Raw genomic sequence first — 18,987 nt, 5'->3', positions numbered from 1 at the left:
CCGGTATTGCTCAGTACGCACAAGATAGAAGATCGGTGTTGACAATGAATACAGAATACGACATTACCGAAACCCTCGACGTGAAAGGACAGTCCTGCCCAATGCCCGTCGTCAAGTCCAAGCAAGCGACTGACGGCCTCTCCGAAGACGAAGTGCTGGAGGTCGTCGCTACCGACTCCGGTAGTATGAGCGACATTGAAGGGTGGGCGAACACGACCGACGGCGTCGAACTCCTCGACCAGCAGGAGACCGAAGAGGGCGGCGAAGCGGTCTTCAAGCACTACGTCCGCAAGACCGAGTAAAAAATGAGTACGGACACTCCGCAGAGTCCCGACCCCGCCGCGAACGCCGAAGACGTGGCGGACCTACAGGCTCGAATCGAGGAACTGGAAGAAGAGTTGTCGGCTGTCAGATCCGACGTCGGTGACGACCAGAAGAAGATGACCATAATCGCCACGAAGGGCACGTTCGACATGGCGTACCCGCCGCTCATCCTCGCCAGCACCGCCGCGGCGTTCGGCTGGGACGTGGTGGTCTTCCACACGTTCTGGGGACTCGACATCCTCCACGAGGAGAAGTCCAAGAACCTCAAGATGAGCGCGGTCGGCAACCCGAGCATGCCGATGCCCAACGCCGTCGCCACGCTCCCGTTCATGGACTCGATGGCGACCAAGATGATGGAGAAGAAGATCGACGAGCAGGGCACCGCGACCATCGACGAACTCATCGAGATGTCGCTCGATACCGGCGTGGACCTGCAGGCCTGCCAGATGACGATGGAACTGATGGACTACGACGAAGACGAGATGTACGACGACGTGACGACCGGCGTCGGTGCGGCCACCGCGCTCGAACACATGGCCGACGCCGACATTCAACTGCTGGTCTGATTTTCCGGCCGGATTCGCCGTTCCATCGACCGCCGCGACGTGGTCTTGCACTGTTTTCACAGTGGCAATCAGCATTAAGGGCGCAGACGACCTCGCTCCCAACGAACTATGCCCGCGAAAGTAACTCCTCGACGGTTGGCAGACATGCTCGACTCTGACGAGGACTTCGTGCTGTTGGACACTCGCGGCGACGAGAGCTACGAGTCGTGGCACGTCCGCGGCGCGAAACACTTCCCGTTCGACGCCGACGAGTCGCTGACCGACGACCGGAAGGCCGAACTCGATTCGCTCGTGGACGGTCCGGACCGCGTTCTGACCATCTGCGCGAAAGGCATCACGTCGGACCACTTCGCCGACGAGATGAGCGAGGCAGGCTACGAGGACGTGGCGGTCGTGACCGGCGGGATGGAAGCGTGGAGCCAGGTGTACGATTCGGTCCCCGTCGATACCGGCGGAACTGCCGAAATCGTCCAAGTCCAGCGCCGAGCGAAGGGGTGTCTGGGATACGTCGTGGCCGACCCGGAGTCGGGCGAGGCCGCGATCGTGGACGCGACTCGGCACGTCTCGGAGTTCCGGGCCGTGGCCGACGACCGCGACTGGGAGATAACCCACGTCTTCGACACCCACGTACACGCCGACCACGTGTCGGGAGGCCGCGGCCTCGCCGAAGAACTCGGCGTGCCCTACCATCTGAGCGAGGCCGCCCGAGAGCGCGACGTATCCTACGATTTCGAACCGCTCGAACGCAACGAAGTGGTCGAGGTCGGCGACGTGCAACTCAAAGCGATTCGCGTGCCGGGCCACACCACCGAGACGATCAACGTTCTGGTGAACGACGAAGCCGTCCTGACCGCCGACACGCTCCACGTCGAGTCGGTAGGTCGAACCGAACTGGAGTTCAGCGGCGAGGAGGCCCGAGAGGGTGCCAGAATGCAGTACGAGTCGCTCCACCGTACGATTCTGGCCGAACCCGACGACGTCACGGTCCTGCCGGGCCACGTCAACGTCACCAGCGACGGCGAGTTCGAACGCGGCGAACCGGGCGATCCCGTCTGCTCGACGGTCGGCGAGGCTCGGACGACCTACGACTTACTTCGACTGGGCGAAGACGAGTTCGTGGACCGACTGACCTCGGGCGACCACGAGAAACCGCCCAACTACGAGCGGGTCATCGCCATCAACCGCGGCGCGGAGGCGGTGGAGATGCAGGAAGCGACCGAACTGGAGATGGGGCCGAACCGCTGTTCGGCCTGAGTACCGAAAAGAGAGGCCCCACGCCGTTTTTCTCGGGGTCGCTCGGCTCTCGGGGGTTTCCACCTTCACAGTACGATACATCGTATGACGATATAGAAAATCTCCTCTCATCCGTCCGTCGCGTACTCCCGAAACCCACCGGAAGCGGTCCTGAAAGGCCCACAGTATCGGGTCGCGGTCGATTTCACCGAATCAGCAAGTCGAGTTGATGCGCGACGTACACCAGTTCCCCGACGTCTATCTGGTCGTGGCGGCGGGACGCCCACTCCGAGATGCGACCGTCGTCGATTGCCGACTCCGAGCGGACCGCGCCCTCGACCATCTCCGTGATGCAGTGGAGGAAGTAGGCTTCGTCGGCGGGATAGCCACCGTCGCGGGACCGGACCAGCCAGTCCGACCCGCCCGCTGCGAGGATGCCGTCGTCACCGCCTACGCCGTCGTCGCCGCCTCCGTCGCGGGCCAGCGAGAGCAGATGACGGCCCGCCCTGCTGTCGCCCGACCGGTCGAGATGAGAGTGGAAGGAGTCGAGGAGTCGCTCCTCGAACTCGGCGTCGGCTACCGGTTCGAAGATAGTCTCGCTGTCGAAGGTGATGGGGCAGTACGCCAGACCGTCGGGGGCGAGCGTATCTCGGAACGCCGCGAGGGCGTCGGCGGGGTCCACGAGGTCCACGAAGGCGTGGGCGACCAGCAGGTCCACCGCTTCGTCGGTCGCGGCGAGGAACTCGAAGGCGTCGGCGGTCCGAAACGCGACTTCGACCCGGCGCTGGCCCCGGGAACAGACGAACCGGTCGCCCGCGCGCCGGACCGCGTAGCCGAGCGCGGCGGTTCGCACGGGCAGGCGAATGCGCGCGGACGCGACGTTCCGTTCTTCGATGTCGAGCGCAGTGTAGGTCACGCGGTCGGGGAGCCACGGTCGGGCGAGGAGTCGGGTGACCGTCGTGCCGACGCCCGCGCCGACCTCCAGCACGCGCAGACGGTCTCTCTCTCGGAGTTCGTCGGCGAGACGGTCCTCGACGCGGCGGTTCAGCGCCCGGTCGTCTACGGTTCGCTTGGCCGAGAGGTACCGCTGGAAGTTCACGGCCGCGCCTCCCCGGTCGATTGCTCGGCTCTCGGTTCCGATTCGCCGGCGACGCTCCGGAGGAACGCCCGGACTTTCTTCGTCGACTCGTCCCACCCCGGGTGGCGTTCGAACCGGCGTCGGGCGGCGAGACCCATCTCACGGAGTCGGTCGCGGTCGGACGCCACGGTCCCGACTGCGGTCGCAACCGCCTCGCTGTCGCCCGGCGGGACGAGGAAGCCGTCTTCGCCGTGGGTGACGAACTCGGTCGCTCCTCCGGCGGTGGTGGCGAGCGCTGGCAGGCCGAACCCCATCCCCTCCAGGTAGACGATGCCGTAGCCCTCGAGTAGCGAGGGGACCGCGAGCAGGTGGCTCTCGGCGAGGCGGTCGGCGAGCGCGGCGTCCGAGAGTCGGCCCTCGAAGCGGACCCACTCGGCGACTCCGAGGTCGCGGGCGCGCTCGCGGGTCCGTCGGGCGTACTCCGGGTCGGACTCGCTTCCGACGACCGAGAGACGCCAGTCGCCCGAGACGCGGGCGAGTCCGTCGAGCAGGACGTGGAGACCTTTCCGCGGGACGAGGTTCCCGACGAAGACGATTTCGAGCGGGTCGCGCTCGGCCCGAGCGGCGATGGCGTCTCGGTCGATATCGGGGTCGAACCGGTCGCCAGCGGGCCGGGCGACCACCGACCGGCGGGGGCCGGCGAGTCGCTCGGCGTCGCGTCGGGTCGCGTCGCTGACGTAGACTGCCGCGTCGGTACTCCGGAGGTAACGCCGCTCGACTGCCCGATAGACGCGCTTTTGCCACGCGGGCCACTGCTCGCTGGCCCGGAGGTGATGGACGACGGTGACGACCGGCGCGCCGATAGCGTGGTTGTGGCCGACCAGCGAGGGGTGACAGAGTTCGTCTTCGACCAGCAAGTCGAAACCTCGGAGTCGGCGTCGAGTCCGGAGGTCGAAGCTATCGGCGAGCGCACGGGGGTAGTCGTGCCACGCCAGCGAGACCACGGACACGCGGTCGCCTCCGTCGCGGAGGGCGGCGGCGAGTTTCCGGTCGTAGAGGAACCCGCCGCTCGTGGTCCCGGGGTCGCCGTAGACCACCAGTCCGACGTGCATCGCTCCTCAGACCTCTCGCTCGTGGGAGGCCCACGCCACGTCGTCCTCCCGGAGTTTGACCGTCAGGTAACCGACCTCGGGTGCGTCGAGGCCCTCCCAGAATCGCTGGCCGAACAGGCGCGCGAAGTGTTCGACGCTCGGGTTCAGTCCCTCGAACTCGAGCAGGTCGTTGAGCGTGGCGTCCCGGTAGTAGTCCACCGTGGCGTCGAGTCGCCGCTCCACGGCGTCGATGTCGGTGAGGTAGCCGTACTCGTTCAACTCCTCGCCCGCGAGTTGGACCTTCGCGGTGTAGTGGTGAGAGTGCAGGTCACCCTCCGGACCGGGGTCTGGGACCGTCAGGAAGTGCTGTGCCACGAAGTTGCGCTGGACCGTGACGGTGTACATTCCACGTAGGGCACGACGGCCATCGGCTTGAAAGTCGGGGGCTAGACTCGCTACGTATCGCCACCGCCACGACGAGAATCACGGCGACGGACCTCTCGAAAGCCCACCCCATTATCCCCCGACGTGGAGTGGTCTGTGCTATCGCGCGACTGAACGCCGGAGCGTCTGCGACGAGAATCGTAGATACGTTTTTAGAAACGATATTTGTTCGTTTAGGAACGGAGAACCGTTCTAACAGGACGACGCCCGGTGCGCGCTGGCGCGACCTCTCGGAGACTCGCCAACGCGCGCGGTCGTCGGGAGCGGAGTCTTGTCGAGCGAAGCGAGTGCAGGCTCGGCAGACGCGGTTCGTCTGCTGGTACCTGCGGGAACGGAGGTGACCGCAGGTTCGGAGGACGCCGTTTGTCCTCCGGTGTCTGCGGGAACGGACGTGACAGCACGCTCGTCGGAGGCACGCACCGACGGTGGACGAGCGAACGAGCGGAGCGAGTGAGCGAATCGGTCGGGGAGGGGTGTGGCCTGCGGTCGCGGTGCAGTTGTGGGGTTGCGGTGCTGTGCCGTGCGGTCTTCCGTGGCTCACGGAGTAGCTAGCTTCCCTCCGTTCTATCGAGTAGCTAGCCCCAAACGCGTCCACGAGACGACCGGAACTCCCGTATCGAAACCGATCTCAGTACCGAAACACGACGCCAAGCGTCTCCTCCGGGCGCTCGTCCAACAGCCGATACGCCTCGCCCGCCTCCCCGATTTCGAACTCGTGGGTCACGAACTGCTCGGGGTCCACGTCCCGGAGTCGGTCCCACGCCACGCTCAACCTGCGGTCTTTCGACCACCGGCCCCGGAGTTCCGGGTCGATGGTGCTGACCTGACTGCTTTCGAGGCTGACTCGACTCCGGTGGAATCGCCCGCCGAGGTCCAGTTCCGTCGGTTTAGTGCCGTACCACGACCCGACCACGACCCGGCCGTCGTAGCCCGTCGCCGAGATGGCAGAGTCGAGCGCGTCTGGACACCCCGAGAGTTCGTAGGTCAGGTCCGCGCCGTCTGCTCCGTCGCCGTCGGTACCTCCCAATCGCTCTCGGATGCGCTCGCCAGCGTCTACCGCGTCGGGGCCACGCTCGTCGGGGTCGAGCGCCGAATCGGCTCCGAGTTCCAGCGACCGCTCGCGGCGGGCGGCGTGGCGGTCCACCGTCACCAGCGACTCCAGCGGGCAGTCGGCCAGTAGCGCGGTGGTCAGCAGGCCGACCACGCCCTGCCCGAAGACGGCCACGCGCTCGCCGAGGCGCGGCGCGCCGTCCTGGAGGAAGTTGACCGCCGTCTCGACGTTCGGCAGGAAGGTAGCGGCCACGGCCGAGCAGTCCTCGGGCACCGCCAGCACCTCCGAGACCGGCGCGCAGAAGTGACTCTCGTGGGGGTTGAACCCGAACACGCGCCGGTCCTCCCACGAGCCATCGACGCCCGGCCCGGTCGCCGTCACCCGGCCGACGACCGCGTAGCCGTACCGAAACGGGAACTCGAAGGTCCCCGTCAGGGCGTCGAGTTCCGCGTCGGTGGCCATCCCCGAAGGCACTTCGCTACGGTAGACCAGGAGCTCGGTCCCGGGACTGATCGCCGACCGCTCGGCCCGGACCCGGACCTCCCCTTCGCCGGGGTCGGCTATCTCGCGCTCGCGCACTTCGACCTCGCGATCTCCCGTAAAGTAGAGTGACCGTGCTGACATGCTCCTCGTTCCCGTTCCGACGGCGTTCGGCCGTCCGACCGGGATACGACGGGCCGACTTATCGTTCTTTGGCCACGAAACCCCGCCAGCGGACTCCGGAGACCGAAGATAGCCAGCTACCGATCGAACCGCCAGTCGAGGAGACTCTCGACTGCCCCGCAGAGTCGCTCCGACAGTGGTTTCGCTACGCGATTGCTTCCGACGCCCAGATACGCCCGCTGTGGCGAAAAATCGCCCGAGCGCATCCGGAGCGCAAGCGCCACCGCGCGGTGGTTGCCGTCGGCCACGAATCGCGGGACACATCCCTCCCGCGTCGAGAGGACCAGCGGTCCCTCGGGCATCTCCTCGCGGAACTCCACCACCGTTTCCACGTCCACGCCCGTCTCGGCCGTCAACTCGTCGGGGTCGCCGCGGGCGATTCGGTCGGCCGCACCGCGGACCGTCCCGTCCGGCGAGAGGGCGCGCCAGCGGAGATCGGGCGGTCCCTCGACTAACTGGAGTCGCTCGAAGTCCTCGCGGTGGAGCGTCGTCTCGTACCACTTCACCGGGGCGTCGCGCCAGATGAACCCGGCCGCACCGGGCTTCCGGTCCAGCAGTTCGTCGAGTGCCTCCCGCTCGGACAGCGATTCGACGGGGAACCAGTCCTCTTCGGGGTGGCTACGCTCCACCCGAAGCCACTCGTGGAGGACTCCGATCTGAGATACGCGGCGCATGAGGGCCGGAACTCACTCGGCTCTGGCGTCGGAGTCACCCGCTTCGTCGCGCTCCTCGCCGGGAACGTCGCCCTCCTTCCGGAGCAACTCGTGGATGTCGTCCTCGTCGAGCAGTTCCAGTAGGCTCTCGCCGTTCTCCCACGCCACGAGTTCCTCGTCGGTCAACCAGTTCGAGGGGTCGCGGCCCTTCGCGTCCATCAGGTCCGAGAGCTTCTCGTCCAAATCCTCGGGGTCGTACCCACCCACAGGCATGCACCGTCGTACGCGCTCTGTGGCCTTATTCCTCGTGGTGGCCTTATTCCTCGGTGTGGACTCGTCGGAGTCGGTCCGAATCACGATCACCTCGAAATCTCGAATCAGCCTTGGAGAGGGTCGTAAATGCCTCTAGAGTCAGTTATCGGGATTCGAGGGGTTTCTGCCGTATAGGGTCCCTGCCGTCTCTCGGCCGAGAGAACGGCCACCGCATTTCTGACCTGCCGCAGATTTGATATCGCGCTATTTCATTTATAGGTTCGAGGCGAAACCGACAAACGCCCGGAACCGAAACCTCCACCCGATGGACTGCGACAAATGCGGCCGGGAGGCGGTGATGAACGCCGCCTACTCGGGGCTACATCTCTGCGAGGAACACTTCGTCGCCTCCGTGGACAAGCGAGTTCGGCGTCGAATTCGGGAAGACGACCTCGTTCCCAGCGACGCCACGCCCGAGAACCCACAGACCTGGGTCGTCGGCCTGTCGGGCGGCAAGGACAGCGTCGTGCTGACCGACATCCTCTATCGAACCTTCGAGAAGGACCCTCGAATCGAACTCGTCGCGCTCACGATTCACGAGGGCATCGAGGGCTACCGCGACCAGAGCGTGGACGCCTGCGAGGAACTGACCGAGGAGTTGGGCATTCGCCACGAACTCGTCACCTACGAGGAGGAGTTCGACGTGCAGATGGACGACGTAGTGGAGAAAGACCCCGAGGGGATGGCGGCCTGCGCCTACTGCGGGGTGTTCCGGCGCGACCTGCTCTCGAAGTACGCCGAGAAGTTCGACGCCGACAAACTCCTCACGGGCCACAACCTCGACGACGAGGCCGAGACTGCATTGATGAACTTCCTCGAAGGCGACGTGTCCCAGATCGCCAAGCACTTCGACGCGAGCCTCGGCAACTTCGAGGAGCGAGGCGAACAGGACGACTTCGTGCCCCGCGCCAAACCCCTCCGGGACGTGCCCGAGAAGGAGGTCGCGCTCTACGCCCACCTCGAAGACCTCCCGGCCCACATCACGGAGTGCCCCCACGCCAGCGAGGCCTACCGCGGCGAAATTCAGGAACTTCTCTACCAACTCGAAGAGAATCACCCGGGAACTCGTCACTCTATCATGGCCGGCTACGAGGAACTCGCGTCGCTGGCCGCCAGCGAGTTCGGCGCGCGCGAGGAAGGCGACACCGACCTCGGCGAGTGCGAGCAGTGCGGAGCCTCTACCACGCGCGACGTCTGTCGGAAGTGCTCCCTCCTCGAATCGATTCACGCCGTCTGATTCTCCAGGCCACCGCCGGGCGGGACGCGCTCGGTTCCACAGCCACGACCGCAAGCACGGGGAGACTTTCTACCCCGTCACGACTCCATTTCCGAACGTCACGCACTCCTCGATTCTGGTAGTCGCACTCTCGGTCACGAGCAGCGCTCTCGAAACGGTGGCTCCGCGTTCGAATTTCCTCCCGAAAAAGGACGCGAACACGTTCTCCGACGGCACCGACCGAAAATCGACCGCGGTCAGCGAATTACGTCGAGACCGTTGTTCCGCTCTACCTTATCCTGTCCGCCGTCACTCTTGGCACCCCACGAGTCACCCGATTCGTCCGCGCCGTGGGTTTCGCCGAGACCACCGACGTCGTCGACGTTCTGGCTGGCGTCGAACGACTTGGCGTCGACGTCGCCCATCTGCTGGCGGGACTTGTCGGCCTGCTTCTGGGTGCTCGGGCCGAGGACCTGTGCGCTCTGGACGCCGGTCATGATGGCCATGACCCGGACCTTGCCCTTGTAGTTGTCCTGAATGCGCGCGCCCCAGATGACGTTCGCACTGGCTTCGAGGCGCTCGGTGATGTTGCTGGCGATGGATTCGGCCTCCTTCAGCGTGAGGTCCGGTCCGCCCGTGATGTGGACCAGTCCGCCCGACGCGCCCCTGTAGTCCACGTCGAGAAGCGGGTGGTTCATCGCGTCCCGGACGACCTCCTCGGTCTTGTTCTTGTCCTGGGTCTCGCCGACCAACATCACCGCAACTCCGCCCTGATTCATGATCGAGGTCATGTCGGCGTAGTCGAGGTTGATGAGCGAGGGCTGAGTAATCGTCTCCGAAATACCCTTGACCGTCTCGGCGATGATCTGGTCCATCACCGAGAACGCCTTGCCGATGGGCAGGTTCGGGACGTAGTCGAGCAGTCGGTTGTTGTCCAGCACGATGATGGAGTCGGCTTCGTTGCGGAGCTTCTCGAGCCCCTCTTCGGCCTTCACCGTGCGGGCGCGCTCGACGTTGAACGGCGTCGAGACCATCCCGACGACGATTGCGCCCTGCTCTTTGGCGATCTTCGAGACGACCGGCGCGGCTCCGGTACCGGTGCCGCCGCCCATCCCGGCGGTGACGAACACGAGGTCCGCGTCGCCGAGTACCTCCTTGATGGTACCCTGGGCCATCTCGGTGGCGCGCTCGCCCATCGAGGGGTCGCCGCCAGCGCCGAGACCGTTGGTCAGGCTCTTGCCGACCAGAATCTTCGTGTCGGCCTCGATCATCTTGAGGTGCTGTTTGTCGGTGTTGATAGCGACCGTATCTGCGCCTTCGACGCCGATGTTGTAGAGTCGGTTGACGGTGTTGTTGCCTGCGCCTCCACAGCCGACGATGACGATTCGGGGGTCCCCGAACTCGTCGCCGTCCATCGAGGCGTCCATCTCGCGGCTCTCTTCTTCGGCGTTCGCCAAGGCGTCTTGAACGATGTCCTGCATAATCTACACCTTCGCCCACGACCGCTTGTTCGTCGTCTGTTCGGTCGTGCCCTCCTCTTGTTCGTTCAACATATCTCGAACAGCGGCCCGGATCGCTTCGCTCCGGTTCGGGAACTCTCCCGTTTCGACCATCTGTTCGACCTCTTCTATCTGCTGTTTCGGAATGCGGAGTGTCACACGCTCCATGTTCTGTAATTTCCCCTGTGTTAGTAAGACGGCACGCAACTTCCCGCGCGTCCTGTCTTACACCGTGAAACCGCGGGAATCGGGCAGTTCGCCCGTTCCCCGACACTGTGTAAGACGACCGTCTTACGCGACCATATCCACATAGTCAAAACTTAAATAATTAACGCCCGGTGTAAAACGCTGTCTTACGACCGGTCGAGAACGTCGGCGGCGGGCGTTCTGCGACCGCAGCTCGGGCAGAACCCCCAGTCGGACCGCACCTCGTCGCCGCACTCGCAGAAGACGCGCCGGGCGGCTTTCTCCCCGCAGTTCGGACAGTAGACGTGGTCGTCGGACAGCGACTCGCCGCACTGCCCGCAGTCCTTTTCGGTCTCGGCCGGTCGGCCGCTCTCCTCGGCGTCCGGCCGGTCGCCGGACCCGCGGTCGTCGGACGGTACGTCCGACGCGCGAGTTTGTCGCGTTACCGCCGGGTCGTCGGTCCGAGCGGCGTCGGTTTCGAGCGTGACGTTGACGTTTACGTCCTGCGCGCGCTCGGTTGCGCGCTGGCGCTCCCGCGCCTCCCGCGCGGCGAGTCGCTCCGCGACGAGTTCGTCCACGCGCTCGGCGAGCATCGCGTCGAGGCTGTCGGCGCTCCGACGCTCGCCGTGCCCCGAGTCCTGAGCGTCCGCGTGGTCGCCAACGCCCCCCGCACTCGCGGCGCGCTCTGCGCCCGCGTCGCGTCCGCGCTCGGGACCGTCGAGGTACGCGCGAAGGGCCTCGCGCATGATCTCGCTCTTCGAGGCGTCGCGCGCTTCGATGCGCTCGACGAGTTCCTCGTCGGCGCGGAAGGTTATCTTGCTCATGTGGCAGTTCGACTCACACTATTACGACCATCCTATTTCAATCTTCCCAAACATGTCTGACTCGCGGGAGACGTTGGAAGACACGGCGCTCGATTGCGGTTTCCGGGACCGGAACGTCCGCTTTCGGACTCGCTTCAGTATGATAGATGGGTGATGAGTTCCGGTAGTCGGACGGACTCGGCTTTCGGACCTGGAACGCGACTCCCTGCGAAGCGTCCGACGGGTTCGCCCGCGTTCGAGCGAGACGCGCCGCCCAAACGTGGCACTCGTAGAGACACCCATATATTGCTGATAAACATATAAACATTCGTTTGCGAAATGTCTACATTGACTAGATAGGCCGATCGACGTGTCTCCGAGTACGGCCTTCGGCCGTGAGCGCGCCGAACGAGCACGCACGCGGGCGTGACTGCCTACGTGCCTGTCGCGGGAGCGCACGCGTCGTCCCTTTTGTGGTTCGCTGGAAGGGAGCACGGTACCAATGAATAATAACCCTTAAGTCCGGTAGGGCACCTACGTGAAACCACGTGCCCGCCCTTAGCTCAGACTGGTAGAGCAGTCGACTGTAGATCGACTTGTCCCCCGTTCAAATCGGGGAGGGCGGACTACTTCTCGCGGCGTAACACTTCGGAGAGCGCAGACCACTTTCCGACTGTCCGTCTCCACGAACTCGCTTGCTCCCTGAACTATAAATTTCATCTGCCCGTACAATCCCGTATGGAGTACCAGCAGAACGTCGGCGGTATCGACCGCATCGTCAGAGGCGTGCTGGGTATCTGGCTGGTCGCCGTCGCCATCAGCGCGTACCTCGACGACCAGCGCGTGACCGCGGCGACTGCGGCCATCGCAGGGGCCGGGTTACTCCGGAACGCCCAGAGCCAGCACTGCGGCGGGAACGCGCTGCTCGGCATCGACACGACTTCGGGCGAGTCGACGGAGTGAGGGCGAACCGACCGAACGGCGTAGAACCAACCGTCCGTCTGGATTCGGGCTCTGTACCTCGATACTCTCGGCGTTGCCGGAGTAGTCCTCGGCGTCGCGGTCGGGGTCACGTCTCCTTCTGACCGCACCGTGGCGTCTTACACCGCACCGCGGCGACTTACACCGCACTGCGCCGTCTCACACGCCCCAGATGACAGCGATGCCGAGCGTCGTGACCACCGCCAACAGCAGTTGTAGCGGCGCACCCACCCGAACGTAGTCGGTGAACCGATACCCGCCGGGGCTGTAGACCATCAGGTTCGTCTGGTAGCCCATCGGCGTCATGAAGGCCGTCGAGGCCGCGAACGTGACCGCCAGCGTGAACGCGAAGGCGTTCGCGCCCACCTCGCTCGCGGTGCTGACCGCGATTGGGAGGACGAGCGCCACGCTGGCGACCGGCGTGATGAGGTTGGCCAGCACCCCCGTCAGGAGGTAGAACAGTCCCAGCGTGGCTATCGCGGGCAGCGTCGCCGACGCGTCGGTCACGTAGGACGCGAGGAGTTCGGCGGCCCCGGTCTGGTCCATCGCCAGTCCGAGCGGGATGACGCCCGCCAGCAGGAAGACGACCTCCCAGTTCACCGCGTCGTAGGCGTCGGCGGGCCGAACGACGTTCCCGACGACCATCGCCACCACGCCGCCGAGCGCCGCGATGGCGATGTGGAGCAGGTTCGCCGCCGCGACGGCGATAACGCCGACGACGATGCCGATGGCGAGCGCGGCCTCACGCCGGTCGATCGGTTCGGGTTCGATGTCGAGACCGCCGCCGACGCGCTCGGTGACGAGGAGGTCGCCCGACTCTTCGAGGTGGTCGAGACCGGCCCGGGTCGCGTGGACGAGCAGTCCGTCACCCTCGCCCAGTACCTCGTCGGCCACGTCCTCCACGACGAGTTCGCTGCCCCGTCGGACCGCCAACACCGTGGCGTCGAAGCGGTCGCCCATCTTGGTCTCGTCGACCGCCTGCCCGAGCAGTCCCGAGCCTTCGGGGACGATGACCTCCGCCAGCGTCCCTCGACCTTCGCCCAGCGCGAGTTCCTCCTCGGTCACCTCCGCCCGCGGGAGGCGGCGGAGGTCGGCCGCCTCGACGAACGCTCGAACCGACTCGTCGTCGGCCCTGACGGTCAGCACGTCGCCCGCCTCTATCTCCCGGTCGGTCCGGGAGGCCACGAGCGTCTGGTCGCCGCGGATTATCTGGAGGATCTTGAGGTCGTCGCGCCGGGCTTCGGCGACGGTCTGGCCCACGAGCGACGACGACGGCCGGACGTACACCCGCGCGAGTCGGCCTTGCAGACCGAACTCCTCGGTCAGGTCGTGAGGGGCGATGCGGGCGGGCAGAAGCCACTGGCCCACGGTCAGTAGGTAGAGCGACCCGACGACCAACACCACCACGCCGAGAGGCGTGAACTCGAACATCGAGAACGGCGTGCCCGCCACCCCGAGGTCGGCGGCGATGGAACTCGCCACCAGATTCGTCGCGGTGCCGACCAGCGTCAGCGTCCCGCCGAGCATCGCGGCGTAGGACAGCGGAATCAGCAGTTTCGACGGCGAGGTGTGGGTCCGGTCGGCGAGGTCGGTAATCATCGGGATGAACAGCGCGACGACCGGTGTGTTGTTGACGACGCCCGCGAGCGGTCCGGTGATGCCGACCGTCGCGGTCAGGAGTCGCCCTCTGTCCCCGCCGGTGAACCGGGCGACTACGACCTCCAGTCGCTCGACCACCCCCGTCTCCTCGACGCCGGCACTCAGGATGTACATCGCCACGATGGTGACGGTCGCGGGACTGGCGAACCCCGAGATGGCCTCCTCGGCCGAGACGTGCGTGAACTCGCGGAGGACGACCAGCGAGACGAGGACCGCGAGCGCGGTCGTGTCGGTCGGAATCGCCTCGGTCACGAACAGCACCACCGCGACCGCGACGATGGCGAAGACGACGAGTACGTCGGCTGTCAGCGGCGGCCCACCCTGAATCATCGTCCGAACCATCGGAGAACAGTCACGTTAGCGTTGCGATGGCGTCGTCTCGGCGAGTTCACGCGAACCCGAAACTCTCCGGTTCGGGCCTTCCGAGGACGTCCATCACGACTTCGTAGAGGTCCCGAATCTGGGGGTGGGCACTACCGCTCCGGTCGCGGTCGGCGACCCACCGATACCGCACGACGCCGTCTTCGTCCACGAAGAAGCAGGCCCGGCGCGCCCGCGGTGCGATTCCGAACGCCCGGTAGGTCACGCCGTAGGACTCGGCTATCGAGAGGTCGCGGTCCGAGCAGAATGGGTAGGTCACGTCGAGGTAGTCCGCGAACTCCCGGTTGGTCCGGGGTCGGGCGCGATTGATACCGACGACTCGAACCCTGTCGTCGGCCGTGAACCAGTCGTAGGTGCCGAGCGCGTGGCGCTCGGCGAACGTTTCCAACTCGAAGTTCGTCGGTTGGAACACCAGCAGGACCGCACCGTCCGCGAGCAGCGACGACAGCGACACGTCCGACACCGACCCGTCGGGTGCCGCCAGTGGCGCTGTGAACGCCGGGGCTCGCGAACCGACTGCCGGACCACCCGAGTCTTCCATCGTCCCGCCTTTCCACCGGCACCCGTTTAAATTTTCGCCGGATTCCACGTTCCGACTGCTTTATGATGGGGGGACGAGAACGCGATTTCCATGGCGACGCCGTTCTTCACGGACACGCTGGTCATCGTGGCGCTGGTCGGCTTCTACGCCGGGCTCGCGCGCGACCTCGGCGCGACCACCGAGGTCCTGGACCGGCGGGTCGGTCTCGGTCTCTCGCTCGGAGTCTACGTCGCGGCCGGGGTCGGCGCACTGCTGTCGCTGGCGACGGTCGCGGTCGAAACGTGGCGGGCCGACACCGGCCTGCTCGCCGCCAGTCTCTCCGCGCTCGGACTGGGCCTCCTGTTCGCGGTGATGTTCGGTCTGTTCTTCCGGTTCGGAATCGCGGTCTACGCGGTCCTGCTCCGTATCGGCCTAAATCTACCGCGTAATTGAGGCCGCTGGGGTAGTTCCGTCGAAGCCGACGGCGTCGATACGGGACGAAGAACGCGACCGGTCGTTGTCCTCTCGGCCGAGTCGGTCCGACGATCAGAGCTTCTCGGATTCGCGCGCCTGCTCCGAACGACGCCGTGCCTGACCCAGTCGTCGCTGGGTCGCTCGGGACAACTCGTCCGGGAGGTCCCCGCTGGCTTCCGACAGCCTGTCGGCGACCCGTCCGAGACGGGTTTCGACGGTTTCGAGACTCCTGTCCGTCTCTCCCCGGTCGCCGGACTCGGCACGCTCGGCGGCGCGTCGAGCGGCGTCCGCGACGGCGGCCAGCGCCTGCGCGAGACCGCGAACTGCGTTCTCGGAGCCGCCGCCTCGCGCGCCGTTTCCGGTATCGTCGTCATCGCCGCCATCACCGTCATCGTCGCCATCGTCGTCTGCTACCGCAGAAACCTCGGCCCGCGTCTCTTCGGCGATATCCGCGAGGAACGTCGCCAGCGATGCCTTCCCCGTCCGTGGCTCGTCGATTCGGACCCCTGTCTCGTCGTCCGGATTGACTCGGAACGCGCCGACCTCGTCGTCGTCGTCCCGGACCTCCGTCGTGTAGGCACCGCCGCGGTGGACGTAGACGGCGTCGGGGCCCGATAGCGGCGCGTCGTACAGCCGACCGGCGAAGTCGTCTTCGACGGCGAGATTGGCGAGGTTGCTGTCGGCACCCGCTGGATCGACTTCGAGCTTCGTCGCGTTCTCGCGGGCGACGAGCGGGATTTCACCTTCGGTGCCAGCTACTGTCGGGCCGTCGTCTGTCGAGACGGACACCGTTTCGCTGTGCGGAGCGACGCCAGCCCCGTTGACCGTCAATCGGTGGTCACCTTCGGGAACGTCCTGAACGACCGCGATACCGCCGAAGGTCGGAACTGCTTCCGGCTCGCTCTCCAGTAGTGCGACCGCCTCGACCGTCGAGTCTTCGGTCGTCAGTCCCTCGTCTTCGGGAGCGTCGTCCGACGTTATTGCCTCGGTGACGGTAGCGACGACGTTGTTGACTGGGGCTCCCTCGCCGACGACGTCGTATCGGTCGGCCAGCGACGCGCGGTGGTTCGGTTCCGAGATGTCCGCTGCGGGGTTGTCGTAGCGTGGCTGCTCCCACGGCTGTCCCGTCGTCGTGATGTGGCCTGCGACCGCGTCCTCGGCGAAGTCGGGAACGGTGAACTCGAAACTCAGTTGCGGGCCGGTGAACCCGTCGATGTGTTCGAGTTTGCCGGAGGGTATCAGTTCGTACTCCACGTCCGACTCGGCCTCGCCTCGGGCGGTGTACTGGAAGACCACTCCCGTCTCGCGCTCCGGCAGGTCGGTCGGCGGCGAAACGAGGTCGTCGAACGACCTGACGGTCAGGTCCTCGTCGATCAGGTCCGACCGTTCCACGGAAGGGAGTCGCTCGTGTTCGTAAATCGGCACGCCGTCGAGTTCCGGCACGACGTAGGGTAGCCGCGAACCCTCGTCGCGCGGGAGGCCGTAGGCTACGGGAATCTCGGCGAGGTCCTCGATACTCTCGATGGCGCTGTTGGTGATGTCGGCCAGCGTGCCGTCGGAGGGGAGTCGCTGGAACTGGTCGCGCTTGTCGTTGACCGACAGCGCGCTCGAATGCGACCCCAGTTCCGTGAGGATGCGCGGTACCTGCTCCCGGTCGGGGTCGAGGAACTCGTTGTTCGGTACCTTCCGGGAGTGGGAGCTAGCCACGTAGAGTTGTGGCTCTACGGCGTCGATATCGTCGGACTCCGTCTCGTTGCCCGAGGAACTCCAGTTCTCGGTGTCGACGAACACGTGTAGCACCTCCCAGTCGTGCCAGTGGAAGTTCGTCGTGAACTGGTCGAACACCGAGTAGGACCAGTACTGGACGACGGCCAACGAGGAGTTCTCGTACTGGACGACGTGATAGAACACCGTCGGGTCCGGCGGCGTCTCGCCGATTTCGTGGCGGTCCGTGTATCCGTCGAGCGCGTCGAAGCCGTCGACGACGGTTTCGCCGTCTCGCTCGGACTCGTACGGTCGCGGGTCCGTCGGGAACCACCGCTCGTCCTCGTCGAAGTACAGCGTCGGTGCGAACTGCACCGCCAACTCGCGTGCCATCCCATCGTCGACGGCCGTCGTGTCGCCGTCTGACTCGGCTTCGAGGAGCGAACAGCCCGCTAGCGAGGTAACTCCGGTCCCGGCGAGCGCCCCGAGGACGGTCCGGCGGGTTACCGCCGAGCGGTCCGCGTCGGACGCGGAGGTGTCGATATCCGGTCCATCACGGCCCGCGCTCGTTCTTACAGGGTCGGGTCCGTGACGAGACGCCCCGGCGTTACCCCGTTCTCGGTTCATGTCCACGCCTTCCGTCGGTGGCGGAAAGTTCTTTCGGAGGGCCGAAACCACCGAAACCAGCTGTTACTGACCTTCTGAACTGTTCTCCCCCGGGACAGATATCGTCGGTCACGAACCACGTCGTGTCCAACCGTTTCGGACCGCCCAGCAGTCGGGTCGCGACTCCGTCGTCATCGTCTTCACCCACACGTCGATATCCGTCTCCCCCACACGTCAGTATCCGTCTTGCCCACACGTCAATATTTAACCCGGCGGGTTGCGTGGTTCGGCGCATATGCCGACGCGAGTACCTGACACCGAGTTTCGGGACCGACTCGCCGCCGTCCGTGGTCGAATCGCGGACGCCGGCGCGGACGCGGGAGTCTGGTTCGGCGCGACCAGCATCGAGTATCTGACCGGCTTCGACCACATCCAGACCGAGCGCCCGGTCGTCCTCGCCGTGACCGACGACAGAGTCGAGATTACGGTGCCTCGTCTCGAAGTCGAGCGCGTCGAGCGCAACCCCCACATCGACGGGGTGCGTCACTACTTCGACTACCCCGGCGGGAAGCCAATCGAGACCGCGGCGTCGATGCTCTCGGACCTCGGCGTCGAGTCGGTCGCCACCGACACCGACGGCGCGCCCGGCGTGATGGGCTACGAGGGGCCGCAACTCTCGGAGTTCGTGGAGGTCGAGACCCAGAGTTGGATAGACCGGATGCGGTGGGCCAAGTCCGACGTGGAGGTCGAGTTGGTCCGCGAGTCGGCGCGGTGGGGCAACCTCGCGCATCGCTACCTCGCGGACTTCACCGAGGTCGGCGAACACCCCGCGACGGTGAGCCAGCGCGCGTCGATGGAGGCCTCGCGGGCGATGCTCGACACGCTGGGCGACGAGTACGTCCCGCGCACCCGCGCCGACGGTCCCGCGATGGCGGGGTTCATCACGGGCGAGCAGACCGCCCTGCCCCACGGCCACACCGCCAACCGGCGCTTGCAGGAGGGCGACGTGCTGGTCACGGGCGCGAGCGCCAACGTGGACGGCTATCACTCCGAACTGGAGCGCACCATGTTCCTCGGCGAACCCACCGACGAGCAGGCCCACTACTTCGAACTCATGCTGGAGGCCCAGACCATCGCCATCGACGCGCTCGGCCCGGACGTCGAGTTGTCCTACGTGGACGAACAGGTCTGGGACTACTTCGAGGAGCAGGGCGTCTCGGACCTCGCCCAGCACCACGTCGGCCACAACATCGGTCTCGGCGCGCACGAACCGCCGTACATCGACCGCGGGTGGACCGACCACTGCGAGGAGCAAGACGGCCGCGAGGAGCGAGACGCCGAGATGGAACCCGGCCACATCTACACCATCGAACCGGGCATCTACACCGACGAGTACGGCTATCGCCACTCCGATACCATCGCGGTCACGGAGGAGGGCGTGGACTGGCTGACCTACTTCCCGCGGGACCTGGAGTCGAACATCATCAGCGTCGAGTAGCGATTCGTCGTTTTGGACTCATCGACTTTTCTCCCCGGAGCGCTC

The 18,987-nt window shown here is 65.8% G+C and carries 19 protein-coding genes and 1 tRNA gene; 8 read left to right on the top strand and 12 right to left on the bottom strand.

Going from position 1 to position 18,987, the window contains the following annotated elements; translation table 11 throughout:
• Positions 1 to 44: 44 nt before the first annotated feature.
• The 3 genes from E2484_RS03365 (at position 45) to E2484_RS03355 (ending at position 2,144) form a co-directional block, all read left to right on the top strand.
• Positions 45 to 302 carry a sulfurtransferase TusA family protein gene (locus tag E2484_RS03365; RefSeq protein WP_137283803.1) on the top strand — a complete coding sequence of 86 codons (258 nt, stop codon included), beginning with the start codon at positions 45 to 47 and terminating at the stop codon, positions 300 to 302.
• Between the two features lie 3 nt (positions 303 to 305).
• Positions 306 to 890, top strand: a complete 585-nt coding sequence (locus E2484_RS03360) for a DsrE/DsrF/DrsH-like family protein (protein WP_137283802.1) — start codon at positions 306 to 308, stop codon at positions 888 to 890.
• A gap of 108 nt (positions 891 to 998) precedes the next feature.
• Positions 999 to 2,144: an MBL fold metallo-hydrolase gene (locus E2484_RS03355; RefSeq protein WP_137283801.1), complete on the top strand. Its 1,146-nt coding sequence runs from the start codon at positions 999 to 1,001 to the stop codon at positions 2,142 to 2,144.
• Between the two features lie 184 nt (positions 2,145 to 2,328).
• Here E2484_RS03355 and E2484_RS03350 read toward each other — a convergent pair whose 3' ends face one another.
• The 6 genes from E2484_RS03350 to E2484_RS03325 all read right to left on the bottom strand — a co-directional run bounded on the left by E2484_RS03350 (position 2,329) and on the right by E2484_RS03325 (position 7,376).
• Positions 2,329 to 3,222, bottom strand: coding sequence for a class I SAM-dependent methyltransferase (locus E2484_RS03350; protein ID WP_170977225.1), 894 nt, complete (start codon positions 3,220 to 3,222; stop codon positions 2,329 to 2,331).
• Positions 3,219 to 4,313: a glycosyltransferase family 4 protein gene (locus tag E2484_RS03345; RefSeq protein WP_137283799.1), complete on the bottom strand. Its 1,095-nt coding sequence runs from the start codon at positions 4,311 to 4,313 to the stop codon at positions 3,219 to 3,221. The genes E2484_RS03350 and E2484_RS03345 overlap by 4 nt, the downstream gene beginning before the upstream one ends.
• 6 nt (positions 4,314 to 4,319) lie before the next feature.
• Positions 4,320 to 4,697, bottom strand: coding sequence for a 6-pyruvoyl trahydropterin synthase family protein (locus tag E2484_RS03340; protein WP_137283798.1), 378 nt, complete (start codon positions 4,695 to 4,697; stop codon positions 4,320 to 4,322).
• A gap of 667 nt (positions 4,698 to 5,364) precedes the next feature.
• Positions 5,365 to 6,411 carry a zinc-dependent alcohol dehydrogenase gene (locus tag E2484_RS03335; RefSeq protein WP_137283797.1) on the bottom strand — a complete coding sequence of 349 codons (1,047 nt, stop codon included), beginning with the start codon at positions 6,409 to 6,411 and terminating at the stop codon, positions 5,365 to 5,367.
• A gap of 116 nt (positions 6,412 to 6,527) precedes the next feature.
• Positions 6,528 to 7,124: a hypothetical protein gene (locus tag E2484_RS03330; protein ID WP_137283796.1), complete on the bottom strand. Its 597-nt coding sequence runs from the start codon at positions 7,122 to 7,124 to the stop codon at positions 6,528 to 6,530.
• Positions 7,125 to 7,136: 12 nt separating this feature from the next.
• A complete protein-coding gene (locus tag E2484_RS03325; RefSeq protein WP_137283795.1) occupies positions 7,137 to 7,376 on the bottom strand; it encodes a hypothetical protein in 240 nt (79 codons plus the stop codon).
• A 304-nt stretch (positions 7,377 to 7,680) separates the two neighbouring features.
• Between E2484_RS03325 and ncsA the strand changes: the two genes are divergently transcribed.
• Complete coding sequence (ncsA, locus tag E2484_RS03320; RefSeq protein WP_137283794.1) at positions 7,681 to 8,652, top strand: tRNA 2-thiolation protein NcsA; 972 nt, start codon at positions 7,681 to 7,683, stop codon at positions 8,650 to 8,652.
• Positions 8,653 to 8,888: 236 nt separating this feature from the next.
• Here ncsA and ftsZ read toward each other — a convergent pair whose 3' ends face one another.
• From ftsZ to E2484_RS03305, 3 genes are all read right to left on the bottom strand, one after another.
• The gene (gene ftsZ, locus E2484_RS03315) at positions 8,889 to 10,112 is read right to left on the bottom strand and encodes a cell division protein FtsZ (RefSeq protein ID WP_137283793.1); all 1,224 of its coding nucleotides are present in this window, start codon (positions 10,110 to 10,112) and stop codon (positions 8,889 to 8,891) included.
• Between the two features lie 3 nt (positions 10,113 to 10,115).
• Positions 10,116 to 10,298, bottom strand: coding sequence for a ribbon-helix-helix domain-containing protein (locus E2484_RS03310; RefSeq protein WP_137283792.1), 183 nt, complete (start codon positions 10,296 to 10,298; stop codon positions 10,116 to 10,118).
• Between the two features lie 185 nt (positions 10,299 to 10,483).
• The gene (locus E2484_RS03305; RefSeq protein ID WP_137283791.1) at positions 10,484 to 11,140 is read right to left on the bottom strand and encodes a double zinc ribbon domain-containing protein; all 657 of its coding nucleotides are present in this window, start codon (positions 11,138 to 11,140) and stop codon (positions 10,484 to 10,486) included.
• A gap of 531 nt (positions 11,141 to 11,671) precedes the next feature.
• Between E2484_RS03305 and E2484_RS03300 the strand changes: the two genes are divergently transcribed.
• A tRNA-Tyr gene (locus E2484_RS03300) sits at positions 11,672 to 11,745 on the top strand.
• 112 nt (positions 11,746 to 11,857) lie between these two features.
• The gene (locus E2484_RS03295) at positions 11,858 to 12,082 is read left to right on the top strand and encodes a YgaP family membrane protein (RefSeq protein ID WP_137283790.1); all 225 of its coding nucleotides are present in this window, start codon (positions 11,858 to 11,860) and stop codon (positions 12,080 to 12,082) included.
• Positions 12,083 to 12,259: 177 nt separating this feature from the next.
• Here the strand turns inward: E2484_RS03295 and E2484_RS03290 are convergent, their stop codons facing one another.
• Complete coding sequence (locus E2484_RS03290; protein ID WP_321111686.1) at positions 12,260 to 14,089, bottom strand: SLC13 family permease; 1,830 nt, start codon at positions 14,087 to 14,089, stop codon at positions 12,260 to 12,262.
• Positions 14,090 to 14,147: 58 nt separating this feature from the next.
• Complete coding sequence (locus E2484_RS03285; protein WP_137283788.1) at positions 14,148 to 14,681, bottom strand: redoxin domain-containing protein; 534 nt, start codon at positions 14,679 to 14,681, stop codon at positions 14,148 to 14,150.
• A 90-nt stretch (positions 14,682 to 14,771) separates the two neighbouring features.
• Between E2484_RS03285 and E2484_RS03280 the strand changes: the two genes are divergently transcribed.
• Positions 14,772 to 15,113 (top strand): hypothetical protein, encoded by a 342-nt coding sequence (locus E2484_RS03280; RefSeq protein ID WP_137283787.1) that lies wholly within the window; start codon positions 14,772 to 14,774, stop codon positions 15,111 to 15,113.
• Between the two features lie 93 nt (positions 15,114 to 15,206).
• Here E2484_RS03280 and E2484_RS03275 read toward each other — a convergent pair whose 3' ends face one another.
• Entirely contained in the window at positions 15,207 to 17,465 is a 2,259-nt protein-coding gene (locus E2484_RS03275; protein WP_321111685.1) for a hypothetical protein, read from the bottom strand.
• Between the two features lie 274 nt (positions 17,466 to 17,739).
• Between E2484_RS03275 and E2484_RS03270 the strand changes: the two genes are divergently transcribed.
• The gene (locus E2484_RS03270; protein WP_137283786.1) at positions 17,740 to 18,942 is read left to right on the top strand and encodes a M24 family metallopeptidase; all 1,203 of its coding nucleotides are present in this window, start codon (positions 17,740 to 17,742) and stop codon (positions 18,940 to 18,942) included.
• The last annotated feature ends 45 nt before the right edge of the window (positions 18,943 to 18,987 follow it).

Source organism: Halorussus salinisoli (assembly GCA_005239435.1).
Taxonomy (GTDB): Archaea; Halobacteriota; Halobacteria; order Halobacteriales; family Haladaptataceae; genus Halorussus; species Halorussus salinisoli.
This window is presented reverse-complemented; position numbering and strand designations above follow the sequence as displayed.